The sequence below is a fragment of the Chryseobacterium sp. C-71 genome (assembly GCF_020911865.1).
Taxonomy (GTDB): domain Bacteria; phylum Bacteroidota; class Bacteroidia; order Flavobacteriales; family Weeksellaceae; genus Chryseobacterium.
In genome coordinates this window covers 3,043,186-3,062,992 of sequence record NZ_CP087131.1, presented here as the reverse complement: position 1 = coordinate 3,062,992, position 19,807 = coordinate 3,043,186, and the positions used below count along the sequence as shown (strand labels likewise).

Below are 19,807 nucleotides of genomic sequence, written 5' to 3'. Positions count from 1 at the left end.
AAATTTAAAGCACTCCGCAATTTTCAAATTAGCACATTTTCAAATTAACTCATTGAAATTTTTACCAAGTACATCCCGGATACGCTCTCTGCATATACTGCAATTCACAAAGGATAAATCCGAAATATTCTGTGTGATAACCTGTTCGTGATTTTGGCTGCATAAAAGGATTTGTTGGATATTCTAAACCGAAATCTGCGAAATCTTTAGTCGTAATTGAAACAAAATCTTCATACAAAGCATCACCATTCGGAGCCATGTTTAAAGCTATTAAATCATCTTCTCCTTCTGTTTTTGCAAATAAACCTTTCGTGTATTCCCAGATATTTTCGATGCTTCTTTCAAGACGCATTTTACTTTCTTCTGTTCCCTGTCCGAAAATTTTCATCCAAGATGCAGCGTGAGTGTAGTGATACCTTACTTCTTTCAAAGATTTTTGAGCGATGGCCGAAAGTTCTTCGTCAGTTGAATTTGACAGAGTTTCGTACATCAATTTCTGATAGACAGCGAAAACATAAACTTTAAGAATCGTTTGTGCATAATCTTCATTCGGAAGTTCTGGCAAGTGTGCATTTACATATTCATGTTCGTATCTTAAAAACGCCAAATCATCTTCACTTTTTCCGTTATCCACAACTCTAGAAGCGTAAACATAAAAATTATTCGCCTGACCTAACTGATCTAAGGCAATATTGGTTAAAGCAATATCTTCTTCCAGATAAGGACCTTCACCGCACCACGCAGACAAACGCTGTCCCATAATGAAACTGTCGTCTGCTAGTTTTAATAAATAATTATATAATGGGTTCATTATTTTTTAATTTGAGAATTTGAAAATTAGTTAATTTGAAAATTGAGTGACTGTTTTAGTTTAAATTTGAGAATAATTAACGTCGTTGAGGTCATTTTCAAATTTTCAAATTAGCACATTTTCAAATTATTAATCTACATATTTTTCACATCGTTAGGAATATCATAGAATGTCGGGTGACGGTATAGTTTGTCATCTGCCGGATCAAAGAAAGCTTCTTTATCAATTCCTTCTGAAGTAACGATATATTTGCTTGGAACTACCCAAACAGAAGTTCCTTCTTTTCTTCTAGTATAAACGTCTCTTGCGTTCTGCAAAGCCATTTCTGCTGTTGGTGCCTGTACAATTCCAACGTGTTTGTGAGATAATCCCGGTTTAGTCTGAATAAACACTTCCCACATATCTAAATTTGCCATAGTCAAATTTTACTTTTTAAATTCTAAATTTTAGATTTTGAATTATTTTTTAAACTTTAATTTTTGAACCATTAAGGACAATTAAGTTGTTAAGAATATTAAGTTTAGCTTCGCTTTTAGATCTAAAATCAGAATGATTTATCTTAATTAAACTAAACTCCTAAACAAAATCTTAATGGTTTAAATTAAATATTATATTACTTCTTTTTGTTGTTTCTCCGCAAAAGCAATCGCCGCTTCTTTCACCCAAAGGTTTTCCTGCTGTGCTTTTACTTTTGTCTGTAATCTCTTTTTATTGCAAGGACCATTTCCTTTTAAGATTTCCATGAATTCACCCCAAGGAAGTTCTCCGAAATCGTAATGTTGTCTTTCCTCGTTCCATTTAAGATCTTTATCCGGAACTGTTAAGCCTAAAAATTCAGCCTGAGAAACCGTAACGTCGATAAATCGTTGACGAAGACTGTCGTTACTTTCTCTTTTCACTCTGTAATTCATAGAGATTTTTGAGTTTGGCGAGCTGTCGTCATTCGGACCAAACATCATCAAAGCAGGCCACCAGAAACGGTTTAAAGAAGCCTGAGCCATTTCTTTCTGCTGTTTTGTTCCACGGCAAAGGGCCATCAAAATCTCGTAACCTTGTCTTTGGTGAAAAGATTCTTCTTTACAGATTTTCACCATCGCTCTTGAGTAGGGACCATAAGAATTCCCCATCAACATTACTTGATTCATAATCGCTGCACCATCAACCAACCAACCGATTGCGCCAATATCTGCCCAGCTCAAAGTCGGATAATTGAAAATACTTGAGTATTTTGCTTTTCCTTCCAACATATCTTCATAAGTCGCATCTCTGTCGGCTCTGATCGTTCCGTTTCCTAAAGTTTCAGTTGCAGAATACAGGTATAGACCATGTCCTGCCTCATCCTGAACTTTAGCTAAAAGAGCCATTTTTCTTCTCAACGAAGGTGCTCTTGAAACCCAATTGGCTTCCGGTAACATCCCGACAATCTCAGAATGTGCATGCTGTGAAATCTGACGAACCAATAATTTTCTGTAATCATCGGGCATTACATCTTTCGGTTCTACTTTATTTTCGTCGTGTACGTATTGTACGAATTTTTCTAAGTCCATTTTTTTGAATTTGAAAATTAAATAATTTGAAAATTTGAGAATTGGGCAATTTGAAAATTAAAAATTAAAATACGATAAATGCATTTTCAAATTAGCACATTTCCTCATTTTCAAATTGTCTTAAACATCATAATTAAGCATCACCACATTTGTTGTCGGGTGACACTGGCAAGTCAGAACAAAACCTCTGGCTACTTCGTCTTCGGTAAGTGCGAAATTTTTCTCCATGAAAACTTCTCCTTCGAGAACTTCCGCTTTACACGTACAACAAACTCCACCCTTACATGCGAAAGGTACTGGAAGATTGTCTTTCAATGCTTTATCTAAGATACTCTCTTTTTTTGAATTCAAATGGAACGAATATTCATCATCATCAATAATTACTGTTACCATACTTTCAATATTGGCAATTGCTTTGAATTCATCGCTCATTTCCGCAGAATCTTCTTCATCGGGAGCAGAAAAGTATTCGAACAAAACCTGAATCGCCGGAACTTTCTTCTCTTTTTTCAAATAATCAGAAATCCCTTTGATCATATCAGAAGGCCCACAAATGAAATAAGTAGCTTCCTTAACGTCGATGTCTGTATATCTTTCAAATAAATGATCTAATTTTTCAGGAGAAATTCTTCCTTCAAAAATCGGGTCTTCGTGTTTTTCACGACTTACCAGATAAACCACTTTAAGTCTTCCGTTGAACTGCTCTACCAACTTATCGATCTCAGCTTTTTTCATCACATGATTCATGCTTCTGTTGCTGTAGAAAAGATATGCGTTTGAATTAGGTTCCTGATAAAGACTTTCCTTCAAATTAGAAAGAATCGGGCTGATTCCACTTCCTGCTGCTAATCCAACGTAAGTTTTTGTATTGCTTGGATGATAAGAAGTATTGAAACCGCCCATCGGAGGCATCACTTCCAAAACCTCATCCATGTGAAGATGCTCATTGAAATATCCTGAAACTTTACCGTTTTCCAAAAGCTTAACCAAAACTTCAAGCGTGTTGCTTTTTTCACTCGGTGCATTGCAGATGGAATAAGAACGGCGCTCTTCGTTACCGTTTACCATGAGTTTAAAATTCAGATATTGTCCTTGTTTGAATCTGAATTTATCTTTCAGTTCCTCAGGAATTTCCAATGCTACATTCACTGCATCATTGGTATCTTTCTGAACTTTTACAGTTTTTAATTTATAAAATGAATTCATTTTGTTTTTAGTATTCTATTAATTTTTCCACCTTCGCATTTCGGCAAACTGTCCTGAGCGTGAATTTTCACTTTCGTGGTAATTCCCACTCTCTTTTTTATTTCGTTTTCGATGCTTTTCCCAAAATTCCCTGCGAAATTAAGATATTCATCTGAATTTATTTTTAAATTTTCTGAGGCCACCAATTCATTATCAATTTCAACATCAATTTCGAGTGCAACACACATTTGTTCTTTTTCAAGCGGCGTCAGATAATAATTTGGAACTACTCCTTTCACATGAGAAAAAGCTTCTTCAATCTGACTTGGATAGACATTTACACCTCTTACAATCAGCATATCATCTGCTCTTCCGACAATAGGTTTCATTTTCACCATTGTTCTTTTGGCATTTTCGTCGTAATACAGACTTGTAATATCGTTGGTCCAATAACGTAAAAGCGGCATCGCTTTTTTGGTTAGCGTTGTGATCACCAAAACTCCTTCTTCTCCGAATGGAACGGGCTGTTTTGTAATCGGATCTAAAATTTCAGGATAAAAATGATCTTCCCAAATATAAGAACCTCCTTTTTCCTCAAAATCCTCCATCGAAACTCCTGGTCCGATAATTTCACTCAACCCATAAATATTGGTAGCGTGAACACCAAGTTTTTCTTCAATATGATGTCTTATCAATTCCGTCCACGGTTCTGAACCTAAAACAGCATATTTTAAACTTATTTCGTCTGCCGAGATTCCTCTTTTCGCAAATTCATCAGCGATTGTTAAAGCATAAGAAGGTGAGCAACAGATCACTTCAGGTTTAAAATCTATAATTAAATCAACCTGTCTCGCTGTCATTCCTCCCGAAATCGGAAGAACGCTCATTCCTAATTTTTCAGCCCCATAATGAAGTCCAAGCCCGCCTGTGAAAATTCCGTATCCATAGGCATTGTGTAACTGCATTCCCGATTTTGCTCCGGCTGCATTCAACGATCTTGCTACTACTTCACTGAAAAGATCAACGTCTTCTTTTGTATATCCTACCACCGTTGGTTTTCCCGTTGTTCCGCTTGAACAGTGAATTCTTTGCAATTCATTTTTTGGAACGGTAAATAATCCGAACGGATAATTATCTCTTAAATCTTGTTTGTAAGTAATCGGGAGTTTTGAAATATCTTCAATTTTCCTTATATCTTGATTTGATAATTCTAATTCATCAAATTTTCTTATATAAAAATTCGATTTCTCTTCAAGATATACAACCAAATTCTTCAATCTCTCAGACTGAAGAGTTCTCAATTGGTCAATTTCTAAATATTCAATATCAAACTTCATTACTAACTAACATTTGTTAGGCGTAAATTTAAAAAAGATTTTCTACCTGACCAAATTTTAGTGACTTTTGTCATATTTTGAATGATTCTAAATTGACCAATTGAGACAACCTTGCGTTGAGTTTGTTATTTTGAACAAAGCGAAAGTGTAGTGAAGAATTTATTTTTATACTAAAGAGTATAGTTTTTTTATTCATCGAAATGACAACCTCATGCATATTAGACATCTACAAAGTTTGTGCTTCAGAGCGGAACCTAACCATACTTGATAATTCGTATCAAGATTCCTCCGGAATGACAAACTAAATGTTTATTTTTGAATTAAATAATTGGAGATTCTTCTTCGTCAGAATGACGAAAGAAGTTTATTATTTGTGATTCCCCAAAAGCCCAAAAAGTATTTTATCTCTAATTTCCTCTTTGATGTCAACAGAAGATTCTGTATTTCTTTTGAACCAGAAATAAGAGTTGTTTAAAGTATGAAGGATAAATCTTGTCGTGAACGTTGGTGATTTGAGTTCCCAGTTTTCTGCTTTGTATATTTCAAGTAATAGCTGTTCGACTTCCAGCTGATAGTTTTTTCTCATTTCTACAAATTCAGGAAGACGACCATCCAAATGTTTCCACTCGTTTGAATAGATATGCGTTACATCACGGCTTTCGAGAACCACAGATAAATGCTTGTCGATAAACAGATTTAATTTTTCTTTTGGAGGAAGGTTTGTATTCTTGATTTCCTGAAGCTGAGCGAAGAATTCGTGAGCAATTCCGAAGCAAATCCATTCGAGAATTTCTTCTTTTGAACGAATGTGCGCATACAAAGAAGCAGCTTTTATGTTGAGTTTTGCAGCCAAATCTCTTACCGAGCTGCCCATATAGCCCTTCTCTTTGAAAAGTTCTACCGCAACGTCTAATATTTTCTTTTGTTTTTCTTTAAGTTCCATCTTTAATCGATTTACAAAAGTATACTTTTCTATCTGAAATATAATTTTCAATAGAAATGATTTAAAATAAAAGAAGTGAACTCAGGCTTTTTTTGTAAATATTTTATTGATATATCTGAAACAAATAATATAGAATATAATGATTGTTATAATATTTGGTGCAAGATATAAATCTGAAAAATTTAACTTAAAAATACTGATTACCGAATTATAAATATAGATAGGAAAGTTGAGCAAATCTCTCCATTGATAGACAATCTGAGTTATAATAAAGTATCCGAAAATCACGGTGTTGAAAATTCCATAAAGCAAAATAAAATATTCTTTCGGTGTACTTTGTGTGATTTTTTTTAAAGGTTTTGTAAGCCACATTTTTAATTCTGATTGTGACCGTTCATGCAAATTGGGAGTTGATGACAAGTCTGACAACAGCCAATATCCATCTGATCTTATAAATGGAATTAACTGAATATAACTGTACACAGCTAAGATAAAAGCCATCTGTAAAAAAAGACTATTATTTGTAAAATAATGTAAAACAATGAAAATCAGCATACTCAACATCTGCAAGTAAATGCCTGCCAGATTAGTGATCACCCGTTCTTCTTTTTTAGCATGCCAAATTGCTGAAACATCAGAATAAAAAACAGGGAAAATAAAGTAAATTCCAAAACCTATCTCACCATTTTTATGGGTATATTTATTACAAGCCGCTATGTGTCCTAACTCATGAAGAAAAACAGTTGGTGTATATAATAGTGCTATCCATAGCATATGAACTTCCTGCAAAGAAGAAAGTGGTGTTTTTACAACGAGAACTACAGCTAAAATCGAAAGACCTATAAATAATGTCCAGAATATTTTCTTAATAAATAAAAAACGGAAAGGATTAATCAATTTTTTAGCCAGCTCAGATGTAATTATCGTTTTTTGAAATTTTATAAAACTCTTCTGCGGATTTGCATCCTTACGATCGTTATCAAAAATCGGAATTTTAGAAAAAATATTCTTCACGAGCTCTATAAAGCTTTCTGTATTTAAATTATCCTTGAAAGAAGTATTGAATTTCCCCACAGCTTCGTCATAGGTTTCAGAGACAGAAAGAATTTCCAGAACCGATTTACTTTCATGATTAATGATAAAGTGCTGACCGAAAATCTCAACAATCCAGCTATTTTCATTATATGATGAGAGTGTATAATCTTTACGAATAAGTGACATTTTACTTATTAATTAGAAGTTAGATTTAGAATAATTTTTTCATTCTGATCAATAATGGATATCGTGTTATCTAACCATACTTTTAGTTCTGTAAAACCAGAATCCTGTGAAAGCACTTTTGCAGAGATAAAACGTTCTTTAGAGTATCTCGTAAATTCTTCTCCTATTCCGGAAACATAGAATACTCTTTCTCTGAATTTATCTAATTCAGAATTGTCATTTATATTATTTTTTGTCATGAATTCCTGTACCAAAGAATGAACGTACGTCCACTGTCCGCTCAAAAGATCAGAATTAAAATCTTCAATATCGTCATTCATCTGCATTCCTAAAAAAATTTCCGTGAAAATATTCTCCATTTTCTGCAAATCGACCTTTGTTTCAAAAAGGTAACTGAGACCTTTTATAGGTATATAAGCAAGACAATGTTTAGATATAGCATACTCTTCAAAATCCTTAATTGTAAAAATTTTTCTTTCATTATTATTATACTTTTCCTTCGTTAAAATATGATAATATCTTTGGCTTGTTTCATCCAAATCATCCCAAAACCGATGATTATCAGGAAAAATATTCAATAATATTCTCAAGGCTTTCTGATGATTATTAACAATCTGATAAACTTTGTCATCTGATGATTTAAATTGTTCGGAAAAATTATAATCTCCGTCAATTAACTTATCCATCTCAAAAGAAAAATAACAATACCTTTCAACAGCAATGCTAAATTGCTGGAATAATTGCTCATTATCTATCACAAAGTTTTCTTTTAAAAAATGAATTTGATTTTTAAAAAAATGATTCGTTATCTTCTTATTGGATTCCATATTTTAATCTTAATTGATATTAAAATACCTGAGCTTACGCTCAGGTACTTATGTTAGCTCGGGAAATTAAAAATCGCCACCACCGCCGTTTCCATCCCCATTACCAGGAGTAGTACCTCCTCCTCCGTTACCACATGGTGGTTTTGGTGGACATGGCTTTGGAATACAGTAGAAAGTAAACTCTTTACGCTCTTCTAATTTCTCAATTGAGAATTTTGCTAACTTTTCGTTCATGTTGTTCATCATAAAAATTTTAAATGTTAAAAAAATATTACTTAGTTTCCGATCGGTCAAATTATTATAAAGGCTTAGCAAATACATTAAGCTTGTCTCTGGCTCCTTCTCCGAAAACCACTCTATATTCGGGTCTTTGAGTAGCACCTCCTGTTATACCATAAAGATTGATGGTATAACTTCCGGCCGGAAGTATTAACTCAGAGCTGGGACTTAATGTAATCGTATTGATAGAATTAGCAACACCATTAGTGTATATTGCAGTATCAGTTGATGAAAAATTTCTTGTAGCACCAGTGCCTTGCAAACCAGTTGAAGCAGGCGCTAAATCAAATATGATATTGGATGCTATAATTTTGTGATTGGTCTCTACTAAAGGATTTCCGCTAGTATCTATAACTCTAGCAGATAAAGAAGAAGCTATGTAGACTACAGACCTTTGAGTAAGCGTGAACGACACTGTAGCTAAAGCGCCTGTGGAGCGAACAGATGGCACTGTTCCTGCTAAAGTAGGATTACTTAAAGTAACCGGAGTTGTGATTGCATCACCGCCCACAGCAGTATTGCTAAACAACTGCACACCTTTTACTGTACTGCTAATCCCGGAAGCATTTACATATACCGGATTTGTAGTTTCTGTACTGGTAAAAACTGTAGGATTATTGGTGCTATTAAGTCCATCTATTCTTATTGTTGGTGAAACCAACTGAACCCCAGTCGTTCCGATATTACTGTCTACTACACTAGACGACCCACCTATGTGTAACTTCTGTTGTGGGTTATTGGTATTGATTCCTACATTTCCTGTTTGAGCATACACCATACCCATAGAAAACGAAAGAAAGAATATTGTGCTTATCTTTTTCATTCTATTATTCTTTATTCTACAGGATATGCAATAACACTAAAAGTGTCATCTCCTGATCCGTTTATAATTCTTAATGGTGTCTGTCCTGTTGCTGTTGTTACAGATGAAATTACTTCTACTGCATAACTTCCGCTTGGTAAAAAAATAACATCTTCTGAATTCGCATAATGTATACCTGTTGCAGATGCATTACTAACCCTGTTATAATAACCCTTCAACGACTCTCCGAAATAGGAAGTCGCTGCCGTAGATATTCCTGCAGGAGCAAGAGAAAACCTAAATCTTGTTCCCCAAAGTCTGTTAGACCCATCAGTTACAGGATTACCATTATCTGCTCTGGAAAACTGGAAGCTTGTGACGGCACCTATTTTCACTAATGATGGCGAGGTGATATTAAAGCTGAAAGTTCGCAAAACCAGATCAGTTGCAAGAGCAGTAGTTGTCTGATTAGTCGTTATAGAACTAGGCAGATAATCCGTTTCGGAGTTTGTGGAATTGAAGCTATCAATCATTATTAAAGGTTTTACCAAAGCTGGTGCAAGAACCAAATCACCTTGATCTGTTACAGATATAGGTCGTATCTTATCGCTGATTGACTGATTGGTATTATTAAGACCTTCCACTCTTATGGTTGGTCTTCTCAATTCTATTGAAGTAGCGGGGATCGTAACACCTGTACTTGTGCCCGAGATACTAACTGCTTTTTGAGGACTCATTGTACCTATCCCAACCTGTCCATATAACAATGAGGATTCTATTATCAATATAATATAAACTAATTTCTTCATAAAAAATTTTAATAATTAGTAAACGACAGGAGATATACTCACTCGCATATTTTGTGAACTCTGAGAAGTAAAATTGGTTTGATAACCCACATCACCGTTTTGTACAAATGCACATAGTGAAACCGTATAATTACCTTTTGGTAAACTAAGCTCTTTTTTTGGATTAAATATATAATCACCTCGATACTGTTGATCTGTATCTGCCGGAGTATATGTAACCCAAGACATTACCGTATTTCCAAAGCTTTTGTTGGTTGTGACGCCAGATGGAGCAGCAGTAAATTTATAGTAAAAACCGATTTGTCTCGCCTGTCCGTTTATTCTTGTTAATGCAGCGGAGGCTGATGCATCAATATACAGTGTTGGCCTAGCCTCAAAATGAACTACGGAAGGATATTCTAAAGCAAAACTATAAGTAGACACTATAGTCTCAGCTCCTGCAGGAATTGTTATCGTCGAAATCGCAGACGATCTATATGAAACATTTGTTTGATTGTTGCCTAAAATTAAAAGATCACCATCTGATGTTGCGAACAATCTTTTTTGAGAATTAGCATCCTCATGCGCAGTATTATTAGTAAAATTAAGACCGTCGATCTGAATAACCGGTTGAGAACTTCCTACACCAAAACCTGAGACATGCAGTGCCTGTTGAGGATTTGAGTTGTTGACACCAACTTGAGAAAATAAATTTTGAAAAAAAATACAGAATAGTACGGTTGAGTAAATTTTTAATTTAGTCATCATTTATGTTTTGTGTCTGCAAATATATAGCATAAAATTGTAACAAAAAAAATTAAAATAAATAAAAAAATATGCGTTGCATAGTTTTTAAAAAAATTAATAAACTCCACTAAAACAGGTAAATTTGTCTTGAAAAAACATCCAAAAATCTAAATATGTGAAATTATGTCACTTATTTTTACAAATTCAACAATAGAATACTTTTTGCGATAAGCTAACCAAATTAAATGATTAAATAAGATTGTGAACATCAGAAATTAGATGATCAGCTTTTAAAATTAGCACTTATTAGATTCTTATGGTCTGAAATCTGATGTTTAAAATCTTAAATTGACAACTAAAAATTACAGAATCAAAATATACATAATATGAACTTAAACCAATATACCGTAAAATCACAGGAAGCCATCCAAGCCGCTCAGCAAGTAGCAATGGAATTTGGCAATCAGCAAATAGAACCTCAACATCTTTTGGAAGGAATCTTTCAAATAGATGAAAATATATCGCCTTTTTTATTAAAGAAATCTGAAGCAGATGCCACTTTGTTAAGAGAGCGCAACCGCGAAAATTTAGAAAAACTTCCAAAAGTGCAGGGTGGAAACATTTACCTTTCACAATCAGCGAACAAAGTTTTGCTTGATGCGCCCAACATCGCTAAAAAAATGGGTGATGAATTCGTAACGATCGAACATTTATGGCTTTCGCTTTTGGAAACAAATTCTGAAGTTTCGAAAACGTTGAAAGATATGGGCGTAACCAAAAGTCTTTTGGAAGGCGGAATTAAAGAATTAAGAAAAGGAAGTACTGCAAATTCTGCCAGTTCAGAAGAAACGTACCAGTCTTTAAAAAAATATGCTAAAAACTTCAACGAATTAGCCGCAGAAGGAAAATTAGATCCCGTAATCGGTCGCGATGAAGAAATCAGGAGAGTTTTACAAATTCTATCAAGAAGAACAAAAAACAACCCGATTCTGATTGGTGAACCTGGAGTTGGTAAAACCGCAATTGCAGAAGGAATTGCACACAGAATTATTTCCGGAGATATTCCTGAAAATCTGCAGGATAAAACTTTGTACTCTTTGGATATGGGTGCATTGATTGCCGGTGCAAAATACAAAGGTGAATTTGAAGAGCGTTTGAAATCTGTTGTGAATGAAGTTATCAAATCAGAGGGACAAATTATTCTTTTCATCGACGAGATCCACACTTTAGTAGGAGCTGGAGGCGGTGAAGGCGCAATGGATGCTGCAAATATCCTAAAACCTGCTTTGGCAAGAGGAGAATTAAGAGCAATCGGTGCAACCACTTTAAATGAATATCAAAAATATTTCGAAAAAGATAAAGCCTTAGAAAGACGTTTCCAGAAAGTAATGGTGGAAGAACCTGATATGGAATCTGCGATTTCTATTTTGCGTGGAATTAAAGATAAATATGAAGCTCACCACAAAGTAAGAATCAAAGACGAAGCAATTATTGCGGCGGTGGAAATGTCTCAACGATATATTTCAGACCGATTTTTGCCGGATAAAGCGATTGATTTGATTGATGAAGCTTCGGCTAAGTTGAGAATGGAAATCAATTCAAAACCTGAAGAACTGGATGTTCTCGACAGAAAACTGATGCAGATGGAAATTGAACTGGCAGCCATTTCAAGAGAAGGAAATCAAACCAAAATCGATCATTTAAAAGAAGATATTTCGAAAATTTCTGAAGAAAGAAACGAAATCAATGCTAAATGGCTGAAAGAAAAACAAAAATCTGAGGATTTAACATCCATCAAAAAAGATATAGAATCTCTGAAACTGGAAGCAGAAAGAGCTTCAAGAGCAGGAGATTATGCGAAAGTTGCTGAAATTCAGTACGGAAAAATTAAAGAGAAGGAAGATGCTTTGCAAAAACTTGAATTAGAAATGCAAAATCATCAGAATGAATTGATTAAGGAAGAGGTAACCGCAGACAATATCTCAGAAGTAATCGGAAAATGGACAGGAATTCCTGTTACAAAATTACTTCAATCTGAAAGAGAAAAATTATTGCACCTAGAAACCGAATTGCATCACAGAGTCGTCGGTCAGGAAGAAGCGATTGAAGCGGTTGCAGATGCCATCAGAAGAAACAGAGCCGGATTAAGCGACGAGAAAAAACCAATTGGAAGTTTCTTATTTTTAGGAACCACCGGAGTGGGTAAAACTGAGCTGGCAAAAGCTTTAGCTGAGTTTTTATTCGACGACGAAAACAATATGACGAGAATCGATATGAGTGAATATCAAGAGCGTCATTCTGTTTCTCGATTGGTTGGTGCGCCTCCGGGATATGTTGGGTATGATGAAGGTGGTCAATTAACGGAAGCAGTGAGAAGAAGACCTTATTCAGTGGTGCTTTTAGATGAAATTGAGAAAGCGCATCCTGATGTTTTCAACACATTGTTACAGGTTTTGGATGACGGTCGTTTGACGGATAATAAAGGTAGAGTTGTGAATTTCAAAAACTCGATTATCATTATGACTTCAAATCTGGGTTCACATATTATTCAGGAGAATTTTGAGAATATTACAGAGGAAAATCAGGATGAAATTGTCGCTAAAACAAAAATTGAAGTTTTTGATTTATTAAAGCAAACGCTTCGTCCGGAATTTCTGAACAGAATTGATGAAACTGTGCTGTTCCAGCCTTTAAGAAAAAAAGAAATCGGAAAAATCGTTCAGTATCAGTTGAGAGGTTTCAATGATTTGTTGCTGAAAAGAAATATCATTATGACTGCAACACAAGATGCCTTGAATTATTTAACTAACAAAGGTTACGACCCGGTTTTTGGAGCAAGGCCTTTAAAAAGAGTCATTCAGCAGGAAGTTTTGAATAAATTATCCAAAGAAATCCTCGCTGGAACCGTGAATGACGGCGACAGAATTACGCTGGATTATTTCGAGGAGACAGGTTTGGTTTTTAGACCGACAGAAAAATAAGTAGTTTTTTTTCATATACATTATTTTTAAAGAATTTCCGTAGATTTTGTCTGCGGAAATTTTCATTTTTAAAACATCATCTGTAAAATCAACAAATTCAATTGTTGATATCATACTCTAGTAAAATCGTATTTTCTTACGACATGGAAATTTGGAGTCACTATATCTACTTGTCAGTGATTTAACAAAAAAAGAAGCCTTTCAGCTTCTTTTTTGAATATTGTTTGAAAAATATCTCTATTTTATATTCACCAATTCTACATCAAAGATAATGGTAGCACCTGCAGGAATTGCGGCACCCGCTCCGTTATCTCCGTAAGCAAGATCTGAAGGGATATAAAATCTGTATTTAGAACCTTTACTCATGAGTTGGATACCTTCCGTCCATCCTCTGATTACGCTACCGAGGTTGATATCCATTGGATTACCTCCATTTTTGTCTGTAGAATCGAAAACAGTTCCATCCAGAAGTTTTCCGGTATATTTTACCTGTACAACATCTGATGCTTTTGGTTTTGTTTTTCCATCACCTTCCTGCAACACCTCATACTGCAAACCTGAAGCAGTGGTTTTCACCTTAGGGTTACTTTTATTTTTCGCAAGAAAATCCAGGCCTTTTTTCTTATTTTCCGTTGCTTGCAATCCCGCCGCTGCTTGCTTTTTTTCATGCTGCTTCTGCATAAAGTCTTGCATAAAGGCAGTCATTTCTTCAGCCGGCATCAACTTCTTTTTGCCTTCCATTTCTTCTTTGATAGCCTGAGCCAAAAGGTCAGCATCTACCTTGAAACCTTCCTGTTTCATGCTTTGAGCAATGTTTAGACCTATATAATAAGAAGCTTTTTGGTCGTCTGTATATTTACCGTTTTTCTTTGAATCGCTTTCCTGAGCACAAGAAAGACTAAAGATGGCTATGCAAAGTAATGCAATAGTCTGTTTTTTCATTTGATAATTTTTATTATTTATAATGAACGAATTAAATCGGTGCAAATCTATCATTTATTACAGAAACTTTCCTGCTCTAAATAATTTTTCTGCTACAAATTTTTCAAATTATCATCCGGTGTATAATCCATAAAAAGCCCACCATCAAGCATTACAGATTTTACTTTCTTCTTTGTTGAAATAGAAATCACTGCTTTTTTCTGATCATTTTCCCAGATTTGAGGAGTAAAATGAGTTTTATCAACCGACTGATCTTCGTAGGTCACGACGGCATCAAAAGGAACTGCAAAACCTCCTACATTATCGACCTTAACCATTAATTTTCCTTTTTGCTGACCCGCATTTGTTATTTTTAAATCGATATAATAATTGGTGTAAAACCAATTGTTGAAAAACCAATTCAAATTTTTCCCAGATCCTGTATTCATCGAATAAAAATAATCCCACGGAATCGGATGCTTCCCATTCCAATTATCCATATAATGATGTAAAGCTTTTTTAAACAAATCATCTCCCAGATAATCTTTTAATGCTAAATATGACAGCGATGACTTCACATAAGAATTATTTCCGTAACCCGCGCCACTTACCTGTGTACTCATCGTGATGATGGGTTGATCCTGCTCTGCGGAAGCGTCATTAATCCATCGCTTGACACGGAAGTTTTTATAAAATTTTTCGGCGGCATCTTTTCCGTTCTCATCAATTCCGATTAAATATTCCAAAGTCGTTGCCCAGCCCTCATCCATAAAAGCATAACGGGTTTCGTTGATTCCCATATAAAAAGGAAAATAGGTGTGTGCAATTTCATGATCAGCCGTCAGTCTTGCATCTTGAAAATCATCGGGAATACTTGTATCGTTGATCATCATTGGATATTCCATATCTGCATAACCCTGAATTGCCGTCATTGTCGGAAAAGGATATTCTACACCCGGCCAGTTTTTTGAAAACCAATCGAGATTATAGCGCATCCATTCTACATAATGTTCAAAATCTTTTGCGCCCGCTTTGTAACCCGCCTGTACACTTGCTCTTTTGGTGTGTAACTGAACACTTGAGCCGTCCCAGACATAATGATTGCTCAAAGCAAAACAAAAATCTGTAATATTATTGGCTTTAAATTTCCAGATATTCCATTTGTTATTTTTGGTGACTTTACCAGATTTCATTTCTGCTTCGTTAGCAATATGAATAATCTCATCGCTTGTGAGAGAATTTTTAAATCGATTCAAATATTCCGGTTGCAAAACTTCTTCAGGATTCAGAAAATCACCCGTAGACCAAACCACATAATTTTTCGGGACAGAAATCGCAAAAGAGTAATCATTAAAATCATTGTAGAACTCCTGTCGGTCAGAATGCGGAAGCATATCCCAGCCGTTATAGTCGTCATATACAGAAATTCTCGGGAAAGAATAAGCGACATAAAAAGTTTCAGAATCGATCTGCCCTTCCCTTCCGCTTTGTACAGACAGAGGATATTCCCATTCAATTTTCACTTCAGCTTTTGATTTCGATTTTAAAACGGTCTGAAGCTTTACTTTTTCTACTGTTCCCCAACTTTCGCTGTTAACGTTGTACGCAGAACCATCAACGATGAAAGATTTAATTTTTAAACCTGATGATAAAAAATCTTTTGACACAGAGCCCGATCTTGGAGATTCTGGTTTGTGCAGATTGTTCACAAAGCGTATTGCCAATTCATCTAAATCATTCGGACTGTTGTTGCTGTAAACAATCGTTTCTTTTCCCGAAACAATTTTCGTTTTAGCATCTACTTTTACCTCAACATCATAAATTCCTTTGTTCTGCCAGTAGTTTTTTCCAGGTGCTCCTGAAATATTGCGGGTTCCGTTTTCGTAAGCTTTTTTAATATTTCTCGGCATATACAATTCCTGAGCGGAAATTTGCCAAAACAAAACAGAAGCTACAATTAAAAATATCCTTTTCATTATATTATTTTTCTATCAGTATTCAATTTAACATAAAAGTAACAAATCATATAGATATAATTTTTCATTTAAACTCTTCAGCTTTTGATTAATCATTGAATTGACAAGCTTGATTTAATAAAAATAAGCTTCATCCAACTGAACAAAGCTTATTATTATTTTTATTTAAATATTTTTTTAAAACTGCAAATCAACCAAAACCGGGAAATGGTCTGAAGGATAAAGAAGATTTTCCCGTCTGTCGTTGATGTGTCTGTGAGATTTTATTTTAAACCCTTTTGTGAAAATATAATCGATCCTGTCTTTCGGAACTTCATTGACATTAAATGCTGTGAATGTTCCCACCGGACCATAATGTTTCTTTTCTGCATTGTAGAAAGTATCTTCCAGATTTTGTGAAAGAATTTTTACGGGCTCAGAATCTTCTGTTAAATTAAAATCACCTGTTAATACTAGAGGTAAATTTTTAGGATTCAGCTCTTTCGCTTTTTTCAAGATTAATTCTGAGGATTTTACTCTTGCGATATTTCCGATGTGGTCAAAATGAATATTCATTGCCAGAAATTCTTTCTTTGAATCTTTATCTTTAAAAATCGCATAGGTACAAATTCTATTCAATGCAGCATCCCAGCCTTTCGAAGGTTTTTCTGGAGTTTCAGAAAGCCAGAAGGTTCCTGATTTTACAATCTGAAGTTTTTTAGTATCATAAAATATCGCTGAAAATTCCCCTTTTTCCTTTCCATCATCTCTTCCGACTCCAACGTAATCGTAATTTTTCAAACTCATTTTAATATCTTTCATCTGCTCGGGAAGTGCTTCCTGAACGCCGAAAAAATCCGGATGATAATACGTCAATAAGTCTGCAACATCCTGTCTCCTGTTTGGCCAAGCATTTTCTTTGTCGGAATCTACATTGAGTCTGATATTAAAACTCATCACTTTAAGATCCTGAGAAAAACCTAATGCAAAAAACATCAGCAATACGATTGAAAATCTGAAATTCATTTTAGTGTTTAGCTTAAATTAAAAAAACAAAAATAAAAATTCTGATGTAGAGAAAGCTAATAATATGAAAATTTCCTGTTAAATTAAATTCATAAAAAAAACTCCGGAGAATTTCCGGAGCCTCGTTTTTATGCTGTTAAGTTTGAAATACTGATTTCAATTTATTCTTTTACAAATTTAAATTCTCTACCGCCTTGAGTAAACGCAATGGTCTTTTTATCTTTACTATAAACCATTGAAATCTGAGCCTGATCAAAAGTAAAAGTGCTATTACCAACGTATTCTAGTGGAAATTCCTGTTGACCTGCTGCCTGACCAAACAATTGGTTGTCTTTTTCTTTAAAGGTCAGTTTTAAATTAAGTTCCTTACTTCCATAAGTTCCGGTGAAATCTTTCACATTGATTTTCTCCACCATTTTTGCATCTGCAGAAGACCATGTGTTGTTTTTAGGATTTACATCAGGAATTTCAGATTTGGGATCTAATTTTACCTCTGCGATTTCTTTTGTTGAGTCTACTTTAAATGTCCACTCTGTATTTCTTTTCCAGATTTCTACAGGCAATTTCACAATTTTGTCTGTTCCGTCTTTAAATTTTAACTGAACGGTCGTAGGCATTGGCAATTGACCCAAATTTTCTACGGTAATCTGCGCTCCGTTTTTGAAATCGCCATTTACATACTTCACAGTCTTTATCGCTTGGTCGATTTTCCATTTGTTGATGAACCAACCTCTCCAGAACCAGTTCAATTCTTCCCCCGAAACATTTTCCATGGTGCGGAAGAAATCCCACGGTGTAGGATGTTTGAATGCCCAACGCTCAATGTAAGTTCTGAAAGCTTTATCGAATTTTTCAGGTCCAAGGATAGATTCTCTCAAAATCCCCATTCCCATTCCTGGTTTGTAATAGGCTAAAACTCCGATATTATTTTCTTTCATATTATCAGGTCCCACCATAATTGGTTCAAACTGATCACTCATCAGAAAAGCTCCGGTCTGTGCAATATTTTTCTTTGAATAATATTCACCTTTATTGAATGCTTCAGTCGATAATTCATTGATAAATGTGTTGAAACCTTCATCCATCCAAGCAAAAAGCCTTTCGTTGGAACCTACGATCATCGGGAACCAGTTGTGCCCGAACTCATGATCAGTAACGCCCCAAAGATCTTCTCCTTTAGAATTCATATGGCAGAAAACAATTCCCGGATATTCCATTCCACCTTCGTTTCCGGCTACGTTAGTTGCGGCAGGATAAGTATATTCGTACCATTTTGCAGAATAATGTTCGATAGCTGCCTTTGTATATTCTGTAGATCTTCCCCATGCGCTATTTCCTGCACTTTCAACAGGATAAGCAGAGATTGCTAATGATTTTTTGCCACTCGGAAGATTGATTTTTGCCGCGTCTACAATAAATGCAGGCGAAGATGCCCATGCAAAATCTCTGGTTTGATTGATTTTAAACTTCCAGGTTTTCGTTCCTGAAACATTATTTTTTCCGATTTCAGATTCCGGTCTGATCATGATTGTTTTATCTGAGTTTCTTGCCTGCGACCATCTGTTGTTTTCTTCCTTTGAATACACTTCTTTTTCATTCAAAAGTTCTCCCGATGCAACAACATAATGATTGGCAGGAACGGTAATGTTTGCGGTAATATCACCATATTCAAGATAAAACTCTGACGCTCCTAAATAAGGCATTGTGTTCCAACCCAAAACGTCATCATACACGCACATTCTCGGATACCATTGTGCCATTGTAAAGATTTTACCGTTTTCCGTATCCTGAACGCCCATTCTGTCTGATCCGTATTGTGGAGACAAGAAGGTATATTCAATTTTAATTTTCGCTACTCCACCTTTTGCTTTCAGTTCCTGAGGAAGATCGATCTGCATTCTGGTATCTGTAATGGTATATTTTACATCTTTACCGTCGTATTTTACAGATTTAATTTTATATCCACCATCGAAAGTTTCCCCTTTTGCTCCGTTTCTGCTTCCGGAAAGCGGTACTAAAGCATTTCCACGGGAATCTTTTTCAAATAAATTTTGATCCAGCTGCAGCCACAGAAAGCTCATTTTATCCGGACTGTTGTTGGTGTAGGTAATTTCAGCCGTGCCTGTGATTTCATTTTTGGTGTCGTTTAAGCTGACGTTGAGATGATAATTTGCAGAATTCTGCCAATAAGCGTGTCCCGGCTGACCGCTCGCAGAACGGGTTTCTGTTCCGGTTTGAGAATAGAAAAATGGTTTAAAGGTTTCTACATAATCATATTTTGGAGCTTCCTGAGCAGAGACAGAATTGGCAAAAAGCATTACTGCTACCGTAGAAATTATCGTTGGGAATTTTAAATTCATTGAAAATATTTTTGTAATTCTTTTGATTAAAAAAAATCCCGAAATTGAAACAAGTCCGGGAGTGTAATTTACTGATT

Annotated in this window: 17 protein-coding genes; 1 reads left to right on the top strand and 16 read right to left on the bottom strand. The window is 35.1% G+C overall.

Going from position 1 to position 19,807, the window contains the following annotated elements:
• Positions 1-61 precede the first annotated feature (61 nt).
• The 12 genes from paaC to LNP04_RS14040 form a co-directional block, all read right to left on the bottom strand.
• The gene (paaC, locus tag LNP04_RS14095; protein WP_229983563.1) at positions 62-811 is read right to left on the bottom strand and encodes a 1,2-phenylacetyl-CoA epoxidase subunit PaaC; all 750 of its coding nucleotides are present in this window, start codon (positions 809-811) and stop codon (positions 62-64) included.
• Positions 812-945: 134 nt separating this feature from the next.
• Positions 946-1,227 carry a 1,2-phenylacetyl-CoA epoxidase subunit PaaB gene (gene paaB / locus LNP04_RS14090; protein ID WP_034679196.1) on the bottom strand — a complete coding sequence of 94 codons (282 nt, stop codon included), beginning with the start codon at positions 1,225-1,227 and terminating at the stop codon, positions 946-948.
• A 192-nt stretch (positions 1,228-1,419) separates the two neighbouring features.
• Complete coding sequence (paaA, locus tag LNP04_RS14085) at positions 1,420-2,358, bottom strand: 1,2-phenylacetyl-CoA epoxidase subunit PaaA (RefSeq protein ID WP_229983562.1); 939 nt, start codon at positions 2,356-2,358, stop codon at positions 1,420-1,422.
• 120 nt (positions 2,359-2,478) lie between these two features.
• Positions 2,479-3,564 (bottom strand): 2Fe-2S iron-sulfur cluster-binding protein, encoded by a 1,086-nt coding sequence (locus LNP04_RS14080; RefSeq protein ID WP_229983561.1) that lies wholly within the window; start codon positions 3,562-3,564, stop codon positions 2,479-2,481.
• On the bottom strand, positions 3,561-4,880 hold the full coding sequence (locus tag LNP04_RS14075) for a phenylacetate--CoA ligase family protein (RefSeq protein WP_229983560.1): 1,320 nt from the start codon (positions 4,878-4,880) through the stop codon (positions 3,561-3,563). The genes LNP04_RS14080 and LNP04_RS14075 overlap by 4 nt, the downstream gene beginning before the upstream one ends.
• 367 nt (positions 4,881-5,247) lie before the next feature.
• On the bottom strand, positions 5,248-5,823 hold the full coding sequence (locus LNP04_RS14070; protein ID WP_229983559.1) for a TetR/AcrR family transcriptional regulator: 576 nt from the start codon (positions 5,821-5,823) through the stop codon (positions 5,248-5,250).
• Between the two features lie 81 nt (positions 5,824-5,904).
• A complete protein-coding gene (locus LNP04_RS14065; RefSeq protein WP_229983558.1) occupies positions 5,905-7,044 on the bottom strand; it encodes a hypothetical protein in 1,140 nt (379 codons plus the stop codon).
• An 8-nt stretch (positions 7,045-7,052) separates the two neighbouring features.
• Complete coding sequence (locus LNP04_RS14060; RefSeq protein WP_229983557.1) at positions 7,053-7,871, bottom strand: hypothetical protein; 819 nt, start codon at positions 7,869-7,871, stop codon at positions 7,053-7,055.
• 66 nt (positions 7,872-7,937) lie between these two features.
• The gene (locus LNP04_RS14055) at positions 7,938-8,105 is read right to left on the bottom strand and encodes a hypothetical protein (protein ID WP_229983556.1); all 168 of its coding nucleotides are present in this window, start codon (positions 8,103-8,105) and stop codon (positions 7,938-7,940) included.
• A 64-nt stretch (positions 8,106-8,169) separates the two neighbouring features.
• A complete protein-coding gene (locus tag LNP04_RS14050; protein WP_229983555.1) occupies positions 8,170-8,973 on the bottom strand; it encodes a hypothetical protein in 804 nt (267 codons plus the stop codon).
• Between the two features lie 11 nt (positions 8,974-8,984).
• Positions 8,985-9,761, bottom strand: coding sequence for a hypothetical protein (locus LNP04_RS14045; RefSeq protein ID WP_229983554.1), 777 nt, complete (start codon positions 9,759-9,761; stop codon positions 8,985-8,987).
• 15 nt (positions 9,762-9,776) lie between these two features.
• On the bottom strand, positions 9,777-10,505 hold the full coding sequence (locus tag LNP04_RS14040) for a hypothetical protein (protein WP_229983553.1): 729 nt from the start codon (positions 10,503-10,505) through the stop codon (positions 9,777-9,779).
• A 368-nt stretch (positions 10,506-10,873) separates the two neighbouring features.
• On the opposite strand from LNP04_RS14040, the gene clpB reads away from it, so the two are divergent.
• On the top strand, positions 10,874-13,468 hold the full coding sequence (gene clpB, locus LNP04_RS14035) for an ATP-dependent chaperone ClpB (RefSeq protein ID WP_229983552.1): 2,595 nt from the start codon (positions 10,874-10,876) through the stop codon (positions 13,466-13,468).
• A gap of 237 nt (positions 13,469-13,705) precedes the next feature.
• Here the strand turns inward: clpB and LNP04_RS14030 are convergent, their stop codons facing one another.
• The 4 genes from LNP04_RS14030 to LNP04_RS14015 all read right to left on the bottom strand — a co-directional run bounded on the left by LNP04_RS14030 (position 13,706) and on the right by LNP04_RS14015 (position 19,730).
• A complete protein-coding gene (locus tag LNP04_RS14030; protein WP_229983551.1) occupies positions 13,706-14,410 on the bottom strand; it encodes an FKBP-type peptidyl-prolyl cis-trans isomerase in 705 nt (234 codons plus the stop codon).
• A gap of 92 nt (positions 14,411-14,502) precedes the next feature.
• Positions 14,503-16,365: a M1 family metallopeptidase gene (locus LNP04_RS14025; protein ID WP_229983550.1), complete on the bottom strand. Its 1,863-nt coding sequence runs from the start codon at positions 16,363-16,365 to the stop codon at positions 14,503-14,505.
• A gap of 177 nt (positions 16,366-16,542) precedes the next feature.
• Complete coding sequence (locus LNP04_RS14020) at positions 16,543-17,370, bottom strand: endonuclease/exonuclease/phosphatase family protein (protein WP_229983549.1); 828 nt, start codon at positions 17,368-17,370, stop codon at positions 16,543-16,545.
• Between the two features lie 161 nt (positions 17,371-17,531).
• On the bottom strand, positions 17,532-19,730 hold the full coding sequence (locus LNP04_RS14015) for a M1 family metallopeptidase (RefSeq protein ID WP_229983548.1): 2,199 nt from the start codon (positions 19,728-19,730) through the stop codon (positions 17,532-17,534).
• Positions 19,731-19,807 lie beyond the last annotated feature (77 nt).

Bases quoted from the DNA above. Each gene is read 5' to 3' on its own strand.
- clpB (WP_229983552.1), top strand. From the start codon at position 10,874: ATGAACTTAAACCAATATACCGTAAAATCACAGGAAGCCATCCAAGCC.
- LNP04_RS14060 (WP_229983557.1), bottom strand. From the start codon at position 7,871: ATGGAATCCAATAAGAAGATAACGAATCATTTTTTTAAAAATCAAATT.
- LNP04_RS14015 (WP_229983548.1), bottom strand. From the start codon at position 19,730: ATGAATTTAAAATTCCCAACGATAATTTCTACGGTAGCAGTAATGCTT.
- LNP04_RS14040 (WP_229983553.1), bottom strand. From the start codon at position 10,505: ATGACTAAATTAAAAATTTACTCAACCGTACTATTCTGTATTTTTTTT.
- LNP04_RS14080 (WP_229983561.1), bottom strand. From the start codon at position 3,564: ATGAATTCATTTTATAAATTAAAAACTGTAAAAGTTCAGAAAGATACC.
- LNP04_RS14025 (WP_229983550.1), bottom strand. From the start codon at position 16,365: ATGAAAAGGATATTTTTAATTGTAGCTTCTGTTTTGTTTTGGCAAATT.
- LNP04_RS14065 (WP_229983558.1), bottom strand. From the start codon at position 7,044: ATGTCACTTATTCGTAAAGATTATACACTCTCATCATATAATGAAAAT.
- LNP04_RS14030 (WP_229983551.1), bottom strand. From the start codon at position 14,410: ATGAAAAAACAGACTATTGCATTACTTTGCATAGCCATCTTTAGTCTT.
- LNP04_RS14070 (WP_229983559.1), bottom strand. From the start codon at position 5,823: ATGGAACTTAAAGAAAAACAAAAGAAAATATTAGACGTTGCGGTAGAA.
- LNP04_RS14045 (WP_229983554.1), bottom strand. From the start codon at position 9,761: ATGAAGAAATTAGTTTATATTATATTGATAATAGAATCCTCATTGTTA.
- LNP04_RS14020 (WP_229983549.1), bottom strand. From the start codon at position 17,370: ATGAATTTCAGATTTTCAATCGTATTGCTGATGTTTTTTGCATTAGGT.
- paaC (WP_229983563.1), bottom strand. From the start codon at position 811: ATGAACCCATTATATAATTATTTATTAAAACTAGCAGACGACAGTTTC.
- paaA (WP_229983562.1), bottom strand. From the start codon at position 2,358: ATGGACTTAGAAAAATTCGTACAATACGTACACGACGAAAATAAAGTA.
- paaB (WP_034679196.1), bottom strand. From the start codon at position 1,227: ATGGCAAATTTAGATATGTGGGAAGTGTTTATTCAGACTAAACCGGGA.
- LNP04_RS14055 (WP_229983556.1), bottom strand. From the start codon at position 8,105: ATGAACGAAAAGTTAGCAAAATTCTCAATTGAGAAATTAGAAGAGCGT.
- LNP04_RS14075 (WP_229983560.1), bottom strand. From the start codon at position 4,880: ATGAAGTTTGATATTGAATATTTAGAAATTGACCAATTGAGAACTCTT.
- LNP04_RS14050 (WP_229983555.1), bottom strand. From the start codon at position 8,973: ATGAAAAAGATAAGCACAATATTCTTTCTTTCGTTTTCTATGGGTATG.